Genomic DNA, 15,360 nt, shown 5'->3' with positions numbered 1-15,360 from the left:
CCCCCCTGGGGGGAGACGCCGCAGGCGGCGCGGGGGGTGGCCTCATTTCACCGACATGTAGCGGAACGGCATGAAGTTGTCCGCCAGCTGGGCCAGCGAGACGTTGTTGGCCACGCCCCAGGCCAGGGCCTGCTGGTGCAGCGGCAGGTGGCCGACGTCGTCGGAATGGATCTTGAAGGCTTCGCGGATCATGGCGTCGCGCTTGGCCTTGTCGGTCTCCGACTGGATCTGCTTGGTCAGCTCATCCACCTTGGGGTTGCAATAGGAGCCCAGGTTGAACTGGCCCGACCCCGAATCGTCCACGCAGCGCATGAGCGCGTTGAGCGCGTTGTGCGAGTCGTAGGTGCCCGGCGTCCAGCCCAGCATGTAGAAGCTGGTGTCGCGGCGCAGGATTTTCGGGAAGTAGGTGCCCTTGGTCTCGGCCTGCAGATTGATCTTGACGCCCACGCGCGCCAGGTTGGCGGCCACCGCCTGGCAGATGTTGCCGTCGTTGACGTAGCGGTCGTTCGGGCAGTTCAGGGTCACCTCGAAGCCATTCGGGTAACCGGCCTCGGCCAGCAGCTTTTTGGAGGCCTCGGCGTCGAAGGGCAGGCGGGTGTTCATGGCGGGGTCGAAGCCATTGATGCCAGGGCCGACCATCAGCGCCGTAGGCGCCGAGGCGCCGCGCATCACCGTGCGCTGGATGCCCTGGATGTCGATGGCCTGGTAGAAGGCCTGGCGCACGCGCTTGTCCTTGAAGGGGTTTTTGCCCTTCACGTTGGAGTAGAGCAGCTCGTCGCGCTTCTGGTCCATGCCCAGGAAGATGGTGCGCAGCTCGGGGCCCTGCATCACCTTGGACTTGCCGCTGGCGTTGATGCGGGCCACGTCCTGCAGCGGCACGGGCTCGATCACGTCCACCTGGCCCGACAGCAGCGCGGCCACGCGCGTGGCGTCGTTGCCGATGGGCGTGTACTCGACGTTGGCGACGTTGCCTTCGATCTTGCCCCAGTAGTTGCCGTTGCGCTGGAAGGTGGTCTTCACGTTGGGCTGGCGCTCGCGCAGGCGGAACGGGCCGGTGCCGTTGGCTCGGAAGGAGGCCGCGTTCTCGATGCCCTTGCGGCGATCCACCGGGCGCGTGGCCTGGTTGTCCTCGCACCACTTCTTGCTCATGATGTACAGCAGCGACAGCACATCGGGCAGGATGGGAAACGGGCCCTTGGTTTCGACGTCGACCGTGTGCGAGTTGACCTTGCGCACCTCTTTCACGTCGTTCACGTAGCTCTTCATGTCCGAGCCTTCGCCGGCGGCGCGCGCGAAGGTGAACAGCACGTCGTCGGCGGTGAAGGGCGTGCCGTCGTGGAATTCAACGCCCTTGCGCAGCTCGAAGCGCCAGACGGTGGGCGAGGTCTGCTTCCAGCTCGTGGCCAGGCCGGGCACCAGCTTGAGGTTGCGGTCGCGCGCCACCAGCGGCTCGTAGACGTTGCCCGTCACGGTGAGCTGCAGCGACTCGTTGAGCGAGTGCGGGTCCATCGACAGGGCATCACCCTGGTTGCCGATGCGCACCGTCTGGGCGCTGGCGGCACCAGCCGCCAGGGCTGCGGCCACGAGCAGGGCAGCCGAGGATTTTTTGAGGTTCATGCGTCGCTCCTTGCGGGGGTGGGTGAGGGGGTGGACTGGGAAAGGGTCTGGCGCGGCGTGGTGGGCTCGCTGGCCAATGGCATGCCTTGTTCGATGAGGCTGGCGTGCAAGGCGGCGCCCAAAGGCAGCACCTCGTCGTTGAAGTCGTAGCGGCTGTTGTGCAGGAAGCAGGCGCCCTGCCCGTTGTCGGCACCCTGCCCCAGGCGCAGGTAGGCGCCAGGCTTGACCTGCAGCATGAAGGAGAAATCCTCCGCGCCCATGCTCGGGTCCATGTTGCGGTCCACGTGATCGTGGCCCACCAGCTTTTGCGCCACTTCCATCGCGAAGCGGGCCTCGTCGCGCGTGTTGATGGTGGCGGGGTAGATGCGTTCGTAGTTCAGGTGGGCCGAGGCACCCAGGCCCAAGGCCACGCCCGAGCACACCTCGTGCAGGCGCTTCTCGACCATGGCCTGCACCTCGGGGTTGAAGGTGCGCACGGTGCCGATCAGGCGGGCCGTGCCCGGGATCACGCTGAAGGCGCCCGGGTCGCCGGCCTGCATGGAGCACAGGCTGATCACGGCGCTGTCGATCGCGCGCACGTTGCGCGAGACGATGCTCTGCACCGCCGTGATGATGTGGGCCGCCACCAGCACCGGGTCGACCGTGGCGTAGGGGTGCGCGCCATGGCCGCCCTTGCCGGTGACTTCGATGGTGATGCGGTCGGCCGAGGCCATCATGGGCCCCGGGTTCACGCCCACGGTGCCTGGGCGCATCTGCGGCCAGTTGTGCATCGCGAACACCGAGTTCACGGGAAAGCGCTCGAACAGTCCGTCCTCGATCATGGCCTTGGCGCCGGCAAAGCCTTCCTCACCGGGTTGGAAGATGAGCACGGCCGTGCCGTCGAACTGCCGCGTCTCGGCCAGGTAGCGCGCCGCGCCCACCAGCATGGCCGTGTGGCCGTCGTGGCCGCAGCCGTGCATCATGCCCGGCTTGCTCGACTTCCAGGCGAAGTCGTTGTGCTCGGTCATGGGCAACGCGTCCATGTCGGCGCGCAGGCCGATCATGCGGCCGCTGCCGGTCTGGCGGCCGCGGATGACCGCCACCACACCGGTCTTGCCAATGCCGGTGTGGACCTCGTCCACCCCGCAGACCTTGAGCGACTCCACCACGCGCTTGGCGGTGTAGACCTCCTCGAAACCGAGTTCGGGGTGGGCGTGCAGGTCGCGGCGCAACGCCGTGAGTTCGGGGTGAAAGGCCGCGATGTGCGCGAACGCCGGGCCATGCACCTTGTAGCGGGACTTGCTCATGTCAATGCCCTCCGGCCTTCTCCACGCGCAGGCGCGGATCAACCACAAAGTACAACAGATCGACGATGAGGTTGATCACCACAAAGATCAGCGCGATCAGGCACAGGTAGGCGGCCATCACGGGGATGTCGGCGAAGGTCACGGCTTGGATGAACAGCAGGCCCATGCCCGGCCACTGGAACACCGTCTCGGTGATGATGGCAAAGGCGATGAGGCCGCCGAGCTGCAGGCCGGTGATGGTCATCACCGGCACCAGCGTGTTCTTCAGCGCGTGGCCGAAATGCACCGCGCGGTTGGTGAGCCCGCGGGCGCGCGCGAACTTGATGTAGTCGGTGCGCAGCACCTCCAGCATCTCGGCGCGCACCAGCCGCATGATCAGGGTGAGCTGGAAGATGGCCAGCGTGATCGCGGGCAGGGTGATGTGGATCCAGCCCTTGGTCGTCAGCAGGCCGGTGCTCCACCAGCCCAGCGAGACCACATCGCCGCGGCCGAAGCTGGGGAACCAGCCCAGGTGCACCGCGAACACCAGGATCAGCAGGATGCCGATCAGGAAGGTGGGCAGCGACACCCCCAGCAGCGAGATCGTCATGAAGACCTGGCTGAGGAAGGTGCCGCGCTTGAGCGCCGCGTACACACCCATGGGAATGCCCACGAGCAGCGCGAGCACCGCCGCCACCATGGACAGCTCCAGCGTGGCCGGGAAACGCTCGGCGATGAGGCGCGAGACCTTGGCGCCCTGGCGCAGGCTCAGGCCGAACTCGCCCTGCGCGGCGTTGACCAGGAAGTGCCAGAACTGGACGAAGAAGGGCTGGTCCAGGCCCAGGTCGGCGCGCAGGGCGCGCACCTGCTCCGGCGTGGCGTCCTGACCGAGCAGGAAGACCACCGGATCCCCGACGTACTGGAACAGCATGAATGCGATCAGCGCCACGCTGACCATGACGATCACCGCCTGGGCGAGCCGTCGGAGGATGAATGCGAACATCGATGAAAAAAGCAAGAGAGGGTCGCGCCCGGAAGGAGGCGACCCTCTTTGGTCAGTACCCGATTCAGTTTACCGTGATGAGCCGCCAATCCAGGCGGTTGTCGGCGCGGTGAACCACGTTGATGCTCTTCTTCATCGCCCAGGGAATGACCTGGTTGTGCAGCGGCAGGTGCGACACGTCGGCGTTCGACAGCTCCAGCGCCTCGGTCAGCAGGCGGTTGCGGATCAGCAGGTCGGTCTCCGTCTTGGCACGGTCGATGATCTGGTCCATCTTGGGGTTGCTGTAGCGGCCCACGTTGTAGTTGCCGTCACCGCCCTGCCCCACGCTGCGCACCAGCGACTGCAGGCTGTACATCGCGTCGAAGGTGGGCACGCCCCAGCCCAGCATGTAGATGCTGGCCTCGTAGCGCTGGATCATCGGGAAGTAGGTGGCCAGCGGCAGCGTGCGCAGCTTGGCCTTGACGCCGATGCGCGCCCACATGGCGGTCACGGCCTGGCAGATCGCCTCGTCGTTGATGTAGCGGTTGTTGGGACAGGCGAAGTCGACCTCGAAACCGTCCTTGTAGCCGGCGTCCGCGAGCAGCTTCTGCGCGGCGGCCACGTCGAATGGGTAGCGCTGGTGCACGCCCTCCGTCCAGCCCGTCACCTGCGGCGCGATGAGCGCCCCCGTGGGCTGGCCCAGGCCGCGCAGCGTGACGCGCGCGATCGCGTTCATGTCGATCGCCTGGTACAGCGCCTTGCGCACGCGCACGTCCTTCAGCGGGTTCTTGCCCTTGACGTTGCTGCCCACGAGCTCGTCGCGGTGCTGGTCCATGCCGAAGAAGATGGTGCGGTTCTCGACCCCGTCCATGACCTTGAGGTTGCCGTCCTGGCGCAGGCGCGGCAGGTCCTGCGGGCTCGGATCCAGCACGAAATCCACCTCGCCCGAGAGCAGCGCGGCCATGCGCGTGGCCGTGGCCTTCACCGGCGTGTAGACGATCTCGGTGACGTTGGTCTCGGCGCCCTTGCCCCACCAGTTGGGGTTGCGCGTGAGCACCATCTTCTGGTCGGGCGCCCACTCCTTGAGGACGAAGGGCCCCGTGCCCATGGCATTGCGGTGGGCGAAGTTCTCGTCCTGGGTCTTGATGTCCTTGGGCGCGGTGGAGTTGTTCTTCTCCGCCCAGGCCTTGCTCATCATGCGCAGCTCGGTGAGCTGGTTCACTAGCACCGGGTTGGGGCCCTTGGTGAAGATGTCAATGGTGTTGTTGTTGACCTTGACGATGCGGTCGATGCCCTGGATATAGGGCGTGAAGTTCGAGGTCGGCGCCATTGCGCGCTGCAGCGAAAACACGGCGTCATCGGCGGTGAAGTCGGACCCGTCGTGGAATTTCACCCCGGTCCGCAGCGTCAGCCGCAGCTGAGTGGGCGAGACCTGGTTCCAGCCGGTGGCCAGCAGCGGCTCGGGCTTGAAGGTGCGGCTGTTGTAGTACACCAACGACTCATAGACCGAGGCATGGATGCCATTGGCCAACGCGTTGTTCTGGGAATGGATGTCCCAGGTCGGGATGTCGCTGGCACTCGTCCACTTGAAGGTCTTCGCTTGAAGACCGCCGGTCGTGACAGCCAAGGCTGCCCCCAGCACGACCGCCTGCATGGGCACGGAGAACGATTTCATCGTTGACACCTGAATTAAATGAAGGTGCCGGGACTATGCAACAAGCGTTCCCGCGCCAGCGACGGGACTTACCCGTACCGAGTATGAGCACCCGGATCGACACCGCGCGCCCCCCACCGGTTCGGCCGGAACAGGCCATTTCCGGACACCACTCGAAGCTTTATTCCTCCGTCATTTCAAATAATTCTTTATCGCTATATTTGGCTCGCCTATTGGTCATTTACTTAGGCATTTCAACCCCAAAACCATCAGGAAGGTCCCCTATGAAGAAGCTCCTCGTCGCCGCCTTGTTTGCCCTGAGCGCCGCCACCGGCTTCGCCGCCGTCGACGTCAACAAGGCCTCGCAAGCCGATCTCGACAGCATCAAAGGCATTGGCCCCAGCACCACGGGCAAGATCCTCGAACAGCGCAAGGCCGCCCCCTTCAAGAACTGGAACGACTTCATCGCGCGGGTCCCCGGCATCGGGGACAAACGCGCCGCGAAGTTGTCGCACGAAGGCCTGACGGTCAATGGCGAGGCCTTCAAGGCGACCAGCGCGCCAGCGGGCGCCAAACCGAAGCAGTGAACACCGGCCACTGAACCGCCCATAAAAAAAACCGCCCGGCATGCCGGGCGGTTTTTGCTTGAGCGAAGCGCTTCTGAAGATCAGAAGTTGTGCTGGATGCCCACGCCGAACAGGGTGTTCTTGACTTCCGCGCCGGTACCGATGATTTCGGCTTTGGTGCGGTTGAAGGCAGCGTACGTGAAGGTGCGCTTGGACAGCGCGTACTTGGCGCCGATGCTGAAACCGGTGGTCTTGCTCAGATCCGTACCGCCAGACTCCAGCTTGGAACGGGCCACGCCAACACCGATGTCGAAGCCGGCGCCCAGGGGCACGTCCACACCGATGTTGAACTCGTTGGCTTTCACGTCAGCAAAGCCGTCCGGCTGCACTTTGGCCTGGTTCACGCCACCGACCAGCTTCACGACGCCGAAGTCGTAGGAGCCGTTCAGCAGGTTGTAGGTGGTCTTGCCGGTGGCGGCCAGGCCGGTCAGGATGCCGGTGCTGTCGATGCCGTTCAGGCCTTCGACTTTCTGGCTCTGGTGAGCGAAGCCAGCCACGATCGGGCCGTTGGCGTAGTTCAGGCTGAACGACACCAGGTTGCTGGCCTTGTTGTTCGGCGAGCTGGCGCGGTCTTCACCCAGCGAGTAGGCGAAAGCACCCGAGAAACCGCCGAAGTTGGGCGAGTTGTAGCGGATGGTGTTGTTCGGGTTGTCTTCGTAGCCGAGCCAGGTGGTCCACGACGACGCGAAGTTCGCGTTGAAGGTGTCGTTGGCCATCGAGCGGGTGTCGTCGTACGGCGTCCAGGGCTTGCCCAGCTGGACTTCACCGAAGCCACCCGACAGACCGACCCACGATTGGCGGTTGAAGCTCAGGCCACCGGCGGTGCCGTTGTCCATGGCCAGCGCGCCTTCCAGGTTGAAGTTGGCCTTCAGACCACCACCCAGATCCTCGGAGCCCTTGAAGCCCAGGCGGCTGGTGTTGAAGCCACCGCTTTCCAGCACGGTCTCACTGGCGGAACCGACACCGGTGATGTCCGTCTTGACACGGCCCACCCACACATCGGCCATACCGTAGAGCGACACGCTCGACTGAGCCATCGCGGCGCCGCAGGTGCCCAGAACGGCAAGAGCGATCAGACTTTTTTTCATGGGGAGATTCCTTTTCCTTTGGAACGGTTTGGGAAACGTTTCACACGACTGAAACTGCAGTGATGGTACCCATCGACATGCACGTTACGGGTTTGCCCCTAGGGGTTTTACACAAGACAGGGGAAAAACGTGGCAATGAAGCAACAACGTCATCCCACCTTCTTAAACCTCTTAAGCAAATAGCAGGCCAATCCCCCTAGGCAAAAAAAAAGCCACCGCCGAGGCGGTGGCTTTTGACTTCAGACGCCAGCGGGCCAAGCCCGCAGGACATCAGAAGGAGTGGCGGATACCCAGCTCGAAGCCGGTGCGCTTGTACTCAGGACCAGCCAGCAGACCGGCGTCGGCGCTGATGCGGGCGAAGTTGCCGTACAGGGCGGTGCGCTTGCTCAGGCCGTACTCGTAGCCGACAGCGACTTGGTTGCCATCAACCGAGATGCCAGGGACTTCCACTTCGGTGCGGGTGTACGAAGCCTTGATAAGGCCCGGGCCCACGGGAGCGGTCAGGCCCACCATCAGGTTGTTCACCTTCAGGTCGACGGTCTTCTCCTTCGACGTGGTGTAGTTGAACATCGGCTTGATGAAGCCGAAGTCATACGAAGCACCCACGTTGGTGCGGCGCGAGTCGGCTGCGCCCACGTTGCCTTCCGATGCGGTGGCGAAGCCAACCGACAGCGGGCCGTTGGCGTACGTCAGGCGCAGGCCTTGGTAGTCGCTGGCGCTGGTGCCGGTGGTCACTTCCTTGAAGCCGTAGCTGAGCTGGGCCTGGAAGCCACCCATGTTCGGCGTGAAGTACGACACCATGTTGTTCGAACGCACGGTCGTCGCCTGGAAGAAACCAGCGTTGGGCGAATACATGTTCACCGAGCTGCCCAGACCGTTGGTGCCGAACGGGTCGTACACGGCGTGGTTCCAGAAGGACGGCACGTAGTCACGGCCCAGGCGGACTTCACCGAAGCCACCCGACAGGCTGACGGTGCTGCGGCGCTGGAATTGCAGGCCGGCGGGCGTACCGGTGTCGGGGTTCAGGGCGCCTTCCAGCCAGAAGCTGGCGCTCATGCCACCGCCGAGGTCCTCGACACCGCGGAAGCCCAGGCGGCTCGAAGCGGTACCGTCTTGGCCCATTTCGCTCAGCGAGGTTTTGACGCCGCCGATTTTGGTCGAGGTGTGGCGGACGTTCACGTCCATGATGCCGAACAGGGTCACCGACGACTGGGCCAGTGCTGCGCTGGAGGCTGCGACGGCAGCCAGAGCGATCAGGGTCTTTTTCATCGAGGAATTCTCCAAGGTTTGGGTTAAGAGGCCGGAAGTCTTTGCCCCCGAGCCGACCTCCATTGAGGAAGCTGCGGGCATTGCATCAGAAACAGCTGGTCACCGCCATGTTTGCCGACCTCGATTCGCCCCAGCGTGGTGCCGATGTTGCAGCGTTGCCACGATTCCGAGGGGTAACCCTTAGACAGATGGCGTGGCACCATACTCCCCGCACCAGTCCACTGCCGATTCAACGTGAGAGTTTCATGAGCACTTTCAGCGACGCCCTGGTGGTTGCGGCCGATTCGGCCTTGCGCACCCTGTTCGCCGCCCCGCGGGCCAGCCAGCCCTGCCCCACCGTGCCCGAGCGGCACGACGATGGTGCGCTGAGCACCGAGGACCGGCGCCTCGCCGGTGCCCTGATGCGGGTCAACCACGTGGGCGAGGTGTGCGCCCAGGCGCTGTACACCGCGCAAGCCTTCGCCGCGCGCTGGCCCGGACCGGGTGGCAAGGCATCGAACGAGGCCCTGGCCCAGCAATTGGAAGAGGCCGGCCGCGAGGAAACCGACCACCTGGCCTGGACCAAGGCCCGCCTCGACGAACTGGGCAGCCGGCCATCGCGGCTCAACCCGTTCTGGTACGCCGGCGCCTTCGGGCTCGGCCTGATCGCGGGCCGCCTGGGGCAAGGCCCCAGCCTGGGTTTCGTGGTGGAAACCGAACGCCAGGTGGAAGCCCACCTAGCCAGCCATCTGGACCGCCTGCCGGCCGAGGACCACGCCTCGCGGGCGATCGTGGCGCAGATGAAACTGGACGAGGCCCGGCACGCTCGCCAGGCCCAGCAGGCCGGGGCCGCCGAGTTGCCGGCGCCCGTGAAGGGGATGATGCGGATGGCCGCCAAGGTCATGACGACCGTGGCGCACCGGATCTGAGCGTCCCCAACAAGGGACGCAGGCTCAGGCTTCGACCAGATCGAAGCTGGTCGTGATCTCCGCCGTCTTGGCCAGCATGATGCTGGCCGAGCAGTACTTCTCGTGGCTCATGGCGATGGCGCGCTCCACCGCGCTGGCGGGCACGCCCTTGCCAGTGACGGTGAAGTGCATGTGGATCTTGGTGAACACCTTGGGATCGACCGCGGCGCGCTCGCTGGTGAGCTTGACCGAGCAACCGCGCACGTCGTGGCGGCCGCGCTTGAGGATCAGCACCACGTCGTAGGCCGTGCAGCCGCCGGTCCCCGCGAGCACGGTCTCCATGGGACGGGGCGCCAGGTTGGCGCCGCCGTTCTCGGGCTTGTTGGCGTCGGGCGCACCGTCCATGGCGAGCACGTGGCCGCTGCCGGTTTCGGCAACGAAGCCCATGGCCGATCGGGTGCCGCTGGCGCCGGTCCAGGTGACGGTGCATTCCATGAAAGGGTTCTCCGTGACAAAGCCCGCACTTTCTAAGGGCCTTGCTCTAAAAATGAGGGCAACTTGAGCCGGGTTGTTGCAACGCAGCAATCCGGCGATATACTTACGTCATTGTATTTTCGGTTGTCTCCTCTACCCTCCACGGGTGGATTCAAACCCGGACCAGCAACGTTGGTCCGGGTTTTTTTTCGCCCGCAGATAATGCTTGGTGATGAAAACCCCCGCCGCCCACCTGACGCCCGCCGACTACCTCAAGAAGATCCTGACAGCCCGGGTGTACGACGTCGCGGTGGAGTCGAACCTGGACCCGGCGCGCGCGCTGTCCCGGCGGCTACACAACACGGTGCTGCTCAAGCGCGAGGACCAGCAGCCCGTCTTCAGCTTCAAGCTGCGCGGGGCTTACAACAAGATCGCGCACCTCAGCCCCGAGCAGTTGTCCAAGGGCGTGATCTGCGCGTCGGCGGGCAACCACGCGCAGGGCGTGGCGCTGGGCGCGCGCAAGCTGGGCGCGCGGGCCGTGGTGGTGATGCCGGTGACCACGCCGCAGCTCAAGATCGACGCGGTGCGCGGCCTCGGCGGCGAGGTGGTGCTGCACGGCGACAGCTACACCGACGCCTACAACCACGCCGTCATCCTGCAAAAGAAGCAGGGACTCACTTTCGTTCACCCCTTCGACGATCCTGACGTGATTGCCGGCCAGGGCACGATCGCGATGGAGATACTGCGCCAGCTCCAGAGCCTGGGTTCGAACCAACTCGACGCGGTGTTCGTCGCCATCGGCGGCGGCGGCCTGGTGAGCGGGGTGGCCAACTACATCAAGGCCGTGCGGCCCGAGATCAAGGTCATCGGCGTGCAGATGACCGACTCCGACGCCATGATGCGCTCGGTCGCCGAGAAGGAGCGCGTGACGCTGCCAGACGTCGGCCTGTTCGCCGACGGCACCGCCGTCAAGCTGGTGGGCGAGGAAACCTTCCGCGTCGCGCGCGAGCTGGTCGACGAGTTCATTGCGGTGGACACCGACGCCGTGTGCGCCGCCATCAAGGACATCTTCGTCGACACCCGCAGCATCGTCGAACCCTCGGGCGCGATGGCGGTGGCCGCCATCAAGCAGTACGTGTCCACGCACAAGACCAAGGGTCAAACCTACGCGGCCATCCTGTGTGGCGCCAACATGAACTTCGACCGCCTGCGCTTCGTCGCCGAGCGCGCCGAGGTGGGCGAGGAGCGCGAGGCCCTGTTCGCCGTGACCATGCCCGAGGAGCGCGGCAGCTTCCGCCGCTTCTGCGAGGTCATCGGCTCGCTGCCCGGCGCGGCGCGCAACGTCACCGAGTTCAACTACCGCATGCACGACAGCGCCCAGGCGCATGTGTTCGTGGGACTCACCACGGCGGGCAAGGGCGAGTCCGCCAAGATCGCCCAGCAACTGGTGCGCCATGGCTTCGAGACGCTGGACCTTACGCACGACGAACTGGCGAAGGAACACCTGCGCCACCTGGTGGGTGGCCATTCCGCGCTGGCGCAGGACGAACGCCTGATGCGCTTCATCTTCCCCGAGCGCCCGGGCGCCCTGCTCAAGTTCCTCAGCCTCATGCGCCCGGGGTGGAACATCAGCCTGTTCCACTACCGCAACCAGGGCGCCGACTACGGCCGCATCCTGGTCGGCCTGCAGGTACCGGCCAAGGACGACAAGGCCTTCGCCAAGTTCCTCGACACCTTGGGCTACCCCTATGTCGAGGAAACGCAGAACCCGGCCTACCGGCTGTTCCTGCGCAGCTGAGCACCCCATGGCGCGCGATCCCGCCCTCACGCCCATCAACGCACCGCGCCCGTTCGCGCCCGTCGAGGGCTTGAAGCTGCCCGCCATCGCCGGCACGGCCGATACCACGCTGGAGCACGCCCTGCACCGGCGCCTGCAGCCCGACGGTCAGCCCGCCAACGCCCTGGGCCAGCTGCAGTGGCTGGCCGGGCAGCTCGCGCGCATCCAGCACAGCAGCGCGCTGCCGTTCGATCTGCTGGTGTTCGACGCTCCGCAGCTGGTGGTGTTCGCGGCCGACCATGGCCTGGCCGTGGAGGGCATGAGCGACCTGCCGCAGTCCGCCACCGCCGAGTTGGTCACCCAACTGCTCGCGGGCCGCGCGCCGGTCAACACCCTGGCGCGCCAGCACGGCTTTGAATTGACCGTGGTCGACGCCGGCATGGCCACGCCGATCACCCAGCCGCCGGCGGCGCGCGGCCGTCCGCCGGCCACCCTGCAGGCGCGCAAGATCGCCTACGGCACACGCAACTGCCTGCTCGGCCCGGCCATGTCGCTCAGCCAGACCGTGGCCGCGCTGCACGCGGGCATGGACGTGGTGCGCCATCTGCCGGGCACGGTGCTGGCACTGGGCGAGGTGGGCGTGGCCAACCCGGCCAGCGCGGCGCTGCTGCTGTCGCGCCTGTGCGGCGTGCCCATGGCGGACGCCCTGCCGCGCGACGACGGCCCCGGCTCGGCCTTCGACGACACCGTGCATTTCCAGCGCCTGGACAAGCTCACCGCCGCGGCCCAGCGGCACGCGCAGGCCATCTCCCCCATCCACGCGCTGGCGGCCTTCGGCGGGTTCGAGATCGCCATGATGGCCGGCGCCATGCTGCAGGCGGCCAGCGAGCGGCGCGTGGTGCTGGTCGACGGCTTCGTGGCCGGCGCCGCCGCCCTGGTGGCGCGCGGCCTGAGCCCGGCGGTGGCCGACTACCTGGTCTACGCCCAGCGCTCGCCGGCCACCGCGCACCGGCTCATGCTGATCCACCTGCAGGCCATGCCGCTGCTCGACCTCGATCTGCACATCAACCAGGGCACGGGCGCGCTGCTGGCCTGGCCGCTGCTGCTGGCCACGCAGGCGCTGCTGGAGGCCTGAACCCCCCCGCTAGCCCGACGCCAGCCAGCGCCGTCGGCCGGCCAAACGCTCCACGCCGCGCCAGTTCCGGCACTCGACCGCCACCGCCGGCCATATGCGCTGCAGCAGCTCGCACTCAGCCAGGGTGTCGGCCGCCGCCTGGTGGCGCCGGGGGCAGGTGATGCCGAAATGCGCCATCCACTCGTCCAGCGAGCGGGCCCGCACCTGGGGGTGCGTCACGGCGCAGAGGTGCTCGATGTCCACCCAGGGATTGGCTGGGCGCCGCCCCAGGTGCTGGCGCGCGTGCCGGCCGATCAGCGCTTCGTCGAAAGCGCTGTGGAAGGCCAGCAGCGGCGCCGCGCCGGAGAAGGCTTCGAAGGCCCGCAGCGCCTCGACCGGATCCCACCCGTCGCGCTGGCTCTGCACACCGATGCCGTGCAGCAGGATGTTGTCGCGGCTGGAGGCCCGCTCCTGGCGCAGCACCACCTCGAAGCTGTCGCCCAGGCACACGTCGAGGCGGCGGCGCGACCAGTCCACGCGCAGGCCCACGGCGGCGATGGCCAGCAGGCGGTCGCGCGCCACGTCGAGGCCGCTGGTTTCCACGTCCAGCACCACCCAGCGCTCGGGCGCCGCGGGCGCCGCGTCGCCGCCGCCGAACCAGGCCGACCACCACGCGCTCACCGGTCGTAGTCCAGCGTGAGCCGCTGCTGCAGGGCGCGCAGCACGCGCAGCGTTTCCTTCAGGATGCGGCGGTCGATGTCGTTGAGCGTGTCCACCGCGATGCGGTTCGGGTTGTCGCCCACCGTGGTGCCGTCCAGCTGCGCGTGCAGGCGCAGCAGCTGCAGGTAGTCAAAGCCGCCAACCCAGGCCTGGGCCTCGTGCGCCGGTACGCCCAGCAGCGGCCCCACCGCCTCCAGGCGCTCGCGGGTGTTGGTGGCCGGCACGCCGTGCGCCAGGGCGTACAGGCGCGCCACGTCGACGAAGATGGCCGTGCCCTGCAGTTTGAGGTCCAGCGTGTCGTGGCCCTCCACCGCCTCGGTGTCGATGTTGCCCAGCCAGTTCAGCGGCACCGTGCGCCCCAGGCCATTGAGCGCGAGCTGCTTCAGGAAACGCGGCGTGGTGCGCGCGTGCGCCAGCACCTCGTCGTGCAGCGCGCGGGCCAGGGCCTCGTGGCCAGCGAGCGGGCGAAAGTCGAAAAAGATGCTGGCGTTCAGCAGGTCCTGGGGCGAGCCATGCTCGATCCAGTTCGCGAAACGCTCGCGCCACTGGGTCAGCGTCAGGCACAGCTCGGGGTTACCGGCCATCACGCCGCCCTTGCACAGCGGGTAGCCGCAGTCGTCCAGCGCCTGGTTCACCTCGCGCGCGAAGGCCAGGTAGGGCGCGACCTCGCTGCCATCGGGACGGATCAGCGCGTTGTCCTGGTCGGTGGCGATGGTTTGCTCGCCGCGGCCCTCGGAGCCCAGCGCCAGCCAACAGCAGTCGGGCAAGGCGATGCCATGGCGCTGCGCCAGCAGTTCGATCAAGCGCGCGCCCAGCGCATCGTTCAAATGGCTGATCAGCGCCGTGAGCTGGCGCGCCTGCACGCCCTGGCCCAGCAGGGTGCGCGCGAAACGGCGGATGTCGTGCGCCACCACGCGCAGCGTGTCCACGCCCGTGGCGTTGCGGATGCTGGAGCTCACCTGCTTGAGGCTGAGCCGCTGCAACGCGAACAGGTCGCGCTCGGAGACGATGCCCACCAGCCGCCCCGCGCGCGTGATGGGCACGTGGCGGATGCCGTGCGTGGACATGGCCAGCGCGGCGTCCTGCGCGCTGGCGTCGTGCGGCAGGCTGTGCACGGGCCGCACCATCACCGACGACACCGGCGCGTCCAGCGGCACCTGCGGCAGCACCACACGGCCCAGCACGTCGGAGCGCGTGAGGATGCCCAGCGGCGCGCCCGCGCCGTCCACCACCAGCATGGAGCCGATGCGCCGCTCGTGCATCTGGCCCAGCACCTCGCGCAGCGGCGTGTGCGGCGCGCAACTCACCGGCGCCTTGTGGCCCAGCTCGCTCAGTGGCGTCTCCAGCGACTGCTCGGCCAGCGCCTGCGAGGAATAGGCCACCTGCAGCGCCGCGCGCGACAGCTCCAGGAACTTGAGGATGCGCCGGTTGAGGAAGTCGCCGAATGGCGGGCTTTGCGCCGCCAGGGCGCGCATGTCCTCGGCGCCGATGACCAGCACGAAAGTGTCTTCGGTGGCGTGGTACAGCGTGGTGGGCGCGCGCTGCGCCAGCACCGCGCTGATGGGAAACAGATCGCCCGCCTCGTACTGGAAGGCGCCGCCGGAAACCTCGGACAGCCCGCGCTTGCCGGTGACCGCGCCGCGGCGGATGAAGAACAGCTCGCGCACCGGCCCGTCCTGCGGGTCCACCACCGGCTCGCCGGGCGCGTAGTAGGCCTGGCGCGAGGCCGCCACGAAGGCGGCCACGTGCGCCGCCTCCATCTCATCGAAGGGCGGGTAGCGCCGCAGTTCGTCGCTTAGGTTGGCCAGCAGGCTGCCCGAGGGCCGCAGCGCGTCCGGCAGGGGCGCGGGGTCGGTGGGGATTCCGCCGCGCGGGGCCATGGCGGGC

The 15,360-nt window shown here is 66.9% G+C and carries 13 protein-coding genes; 4 read left to right on the top strand and 9 right to left on the bottom strand.

Annotated elements, in window-relative coordinates:
* Positions 1-42 precede the first annotated feature (42 nt).
* The 4 genes from JNX00_RS04625 to JNX00_RS04610 form a co-directional block, all read right to left on the bottom strand.
* Positions 43-1,617, bottom strand: coding sequence for an ABC transporter substrate-binding protein (locus JNX00_RS04625; protein WP_204744253.1), 1,575 nt, complete (start codon positions 1,615-1,617; stop codon positions 43-45).
* A complete protein-coding gene (locus JNX00_RS04620; protein WP_204744252.1) occupies positions 1,614-2,903 on the bottom strand; it encodes a M20 aminoacylase family protein in 1,290 nt (429 codons plus the stop codon). The genes JNX00_RS04625 and JNX00_RS04620 overlap by 4 nt, the downstream gene beginning before the upstream one ends.
* A 1-nt stretch (position 2,904) precedes the next feature.
* The gene (locus JNX00_RS04615) at positions 2,905-3,885 is read right to left on the bottom strand and encodes an ABC transporter permease (RefSeq protein ID WP_070399189.1); all 981 of its coding nucleotides are present in this window, start codon (positions 3,883-3,885) and stop codon (positions 2,905-2,907) included.
* Between the two features lie 64 nt (positions 3,886-3,949).
* A complete protein-coding gene (locus JNX00_RS04610; RefSeq protein WP_239478318.1) occupies positions 3,950-5,518 on the bottom strand; it encodes an ABC transporter substrate-binding protein in 1,569 nt (522 codons plus the stop codon).
* 284 nt (positions 5,519-5,802) lie between these two features.
* On the opposite strand from JNX00_RS04610, the gene JNX00_RS04605 reads away from it, so the two are divergent.
* A complete protein-coding gene (locus JNX00_RS04605; protein WP_070399191.1) occupies positions 5,803-6,105 on the top strand; it encodes a helix-hairpin-helix domain-containing protein in 303 nt (100 codons plus the stop codon).
* An 80-nt stretch (positions 6,106-6,185) separates the two neighbouring features.
* On the opposite strand, the gene JNX00_RS04600 is transcribed toward JNX00_RS04605, so the two are convergent.
* Positions 6,186-7,232: a porin gene (locus JNX00_RS04600; protein WP_204744251.1), complete on the bottom strand. Its 1,047-nt coding sequence runs from the start codon at positions 7,230-7,232 to the stop codon at positions 6,186-6,188.
* 270 nt (positions 7,233-7,502) lie between these two features.
* Positions 7,503-8,501 (bottom strand): porin, encoded by a 999-nt coding sequence (locus tag JNX00_RS04595; protein WP_204744250.1) that lies wholly within the window; start codon positions 8,499-8,501, stop codon positions 7,503-7,505.
* A 245-nt stretch (positions 8,502-8,746) separates the two neighbouring features.
* Here JNX00_RS04595 and coq7 point away from each other — a divergent pair, with 245 nt between their 5' ends.
* Complete coding sequence (coq7, locus tag JNX00_RS04590; RefSeq protein WP_204744249.1) at positions 8,747-9,409, top strand: 2-polyprenyl-3-methyl-6-methoxy-1,4-benzoquinone monooxygenase; 663 nt, start codon at positions 8,747-8,749, stop codon at positions 9,407-9,409.
* Positions 9,410-9,433: 24 nt separating this feature from the next.
* Here the strand turns inward: coq7 and JNX00_RS04585 are convergent, their stop codons facing one another.
* On the bottom strand, positions 9,434-9,883 hold the full coding sequence (locus JNX00_RS04585; RefSeq protein WP_204744248.1) for an OsmC family protein: 450 nt from the start codon (positions 9,881-9,883) through the stop codon (positions 9,434-9,436).
* Between the two features lie 211 nt (positions 9,884-10,094).
* Here JNX00_RS04585 and ilvA point away from each other — a divergent pair, with 211 nt between their 5' ends.
* Together ilvA and JNX00_RS04575 are read left to right on the top strand one after the other, a co-directional pair.
* On the top strand, positions 10,095-11,660 hold the full coding sequence (gene ilvA / locus JNX00_RS04580; protein WP_204744247.1) for a threonine ammonia-lyase, biosynthetic: 1,566 nt from the start codon (positions 10,095-10,097) through the stop codon (positions 11,658-11,660).
* Positions 11,661-11,667: 7 nt separating this feature from the next.
* On the top strand, positions 11,668-12,774 hold the full coding sequence (locus JNX00_RS04575) for a nicotinate-nucleotide--dimethylbenzimidazole phosphoribosyltransferase (protein WP_204744246.1): 1,107 nt from the start codon (positions 11,668-11,670) through the stop codon (positions 12,772-12,774).
* A gap of 9 nt (positions 12,775-12,783) precedes the next feature.
* On the opposite strand, the gene JNX00_RS04570 is transcribed toward JNX00_RS04575, so the two are convergent.
* Positions 12,784-13,434 (bottom strand): 3'-5' exonuclease, encoded by a 651-nt coding sequence (locus tag JNX00_RS04570; protein ID WP_204744244.1) that lies wholly within the window; start codon positions 13,432-13,434, stop codon positions 12,784-12,786.
* Positions 13,431-15,353: a DUF294 nucleotidyltransferase-like domain-containing protein gene (locus JNX00_RS04565; RefSeq protein ID WP_204744242.1), complete on the bottom strand. Its 1,923-nt coding sequence runs from the start codon at positions 15,351-15,353 to the stop codon at positions 13,431-13,433. The genes JNX00_RS04570 and JNX00_RS04565 overlap by 4 nt, the downstream gene beginning before the upstream one ends.
* Between the last annotated feature and the right edge of the window lie 7 nt (positions 15,354-15,360).

This window comes from Hydrogenophaga sp. YM1, assembly GCF_016903055.1.
Taxonomy (GTDB): domain Bacteria; phylum Pseudomonadota; class Gammaproteobacteria; order Burkholderiales; family Burkholderiaceae_C; genus Hydrogenophaga; species Hydrogenophaga borbori.
This window is presented reverse-complemented; position numbering and strand designations above follow the sequence as displayed.

Excerpts from the sequence above, each read along its gene's own strand:
- JNX00_RS04585 (WP_204744248.1), bottom strand. The coding sequence starts at position 9,883 with ATGGAATGCACCGTCACCTGGACCGGCGCCAGCGGCACCCGATCGGCC.
- JNX00_RS04595 (WP_204744250.1), bottom strand. The coding sequence starts at position 8,501 with ATGAAAAAGACCCTGATCGCTCTGGCTGCCGTCGCAGCCTCCAGCGCA.
- ilvA (WP_204744247.1), top strand. The coding sequence starts at position 10,095 with ATGAAAACCCCCGCCGCCCACCTGACGCCCGCCGACTACCTCAAGAAG.
- JNX00_RS04620 (WP_204744252.1), bottom strand. The coding sequence starts at position 2,903 with ATGAGCAAGTCCCGCTACAAGGTGCATGGCCCGGCGTTCGCGCACATC.
- JNX00_RS04610 (WP_239478318.1), bottom strand. The coding sequence starts at position 5,518 with ATGCAGGCGGTCGTGCTGGGGGCAGCCTTGGCTGTCACGACCGGCGGT.
- JNX00_RS04625 (WP_204744253.1), bottom strand. The coding sequence starts at position 1,617 with ATGAACCTCAAAAAATCCTCGGCTGCCCTGCTCGTGGCCGCAGCCCTG.
- JNX00_RS04575 (WP_204744246.1), top strand. The coding sequence starts at position 11,668 with ATGGCGCGCGATCCCGCCCTCACGCCCATCAACGCACCGCGCCCGTTC.
- coq7 (WP_204744249.1), top strand. The coding sequence starts at position 8,747 with ATGAGCACTTTCAGCGACGCCCTGGTGGTTGCGGCCGATTCGGCCTTG.
- JNX00_RS04600 (WP_204744251.1), bottom strand. The coding sequence starts at position 7,232 with ATGAAAAAAAGTCTGATCGCTCTTGCCGTTCTGGGCACCTGCGGCGCC.
- JNX00_RS04565 (WP_204744242.1), bottom strand. The coding sequence starts at position 15,353 with ATGGCCCCGCGCGGCGGAATCCCCACCGACCCCGCGCCCCTGCCGGAC.
- JNX00_RS04605 (WP_070399191.1), top strand. The coding sequence starts at position 5,803 with ATGAAGAAGCTCCTCGTCGCCGCCTTGTTTGCCCTGAGCGCCGCCACC.
- JNX00_RS04615 (WP_070399189.1), bottom strand. The coding sequence starts at position 3,885 with ATGTTCGCATTCATCCTCCGACGGCTCGCCCAGGCGGTGATCGTCATG.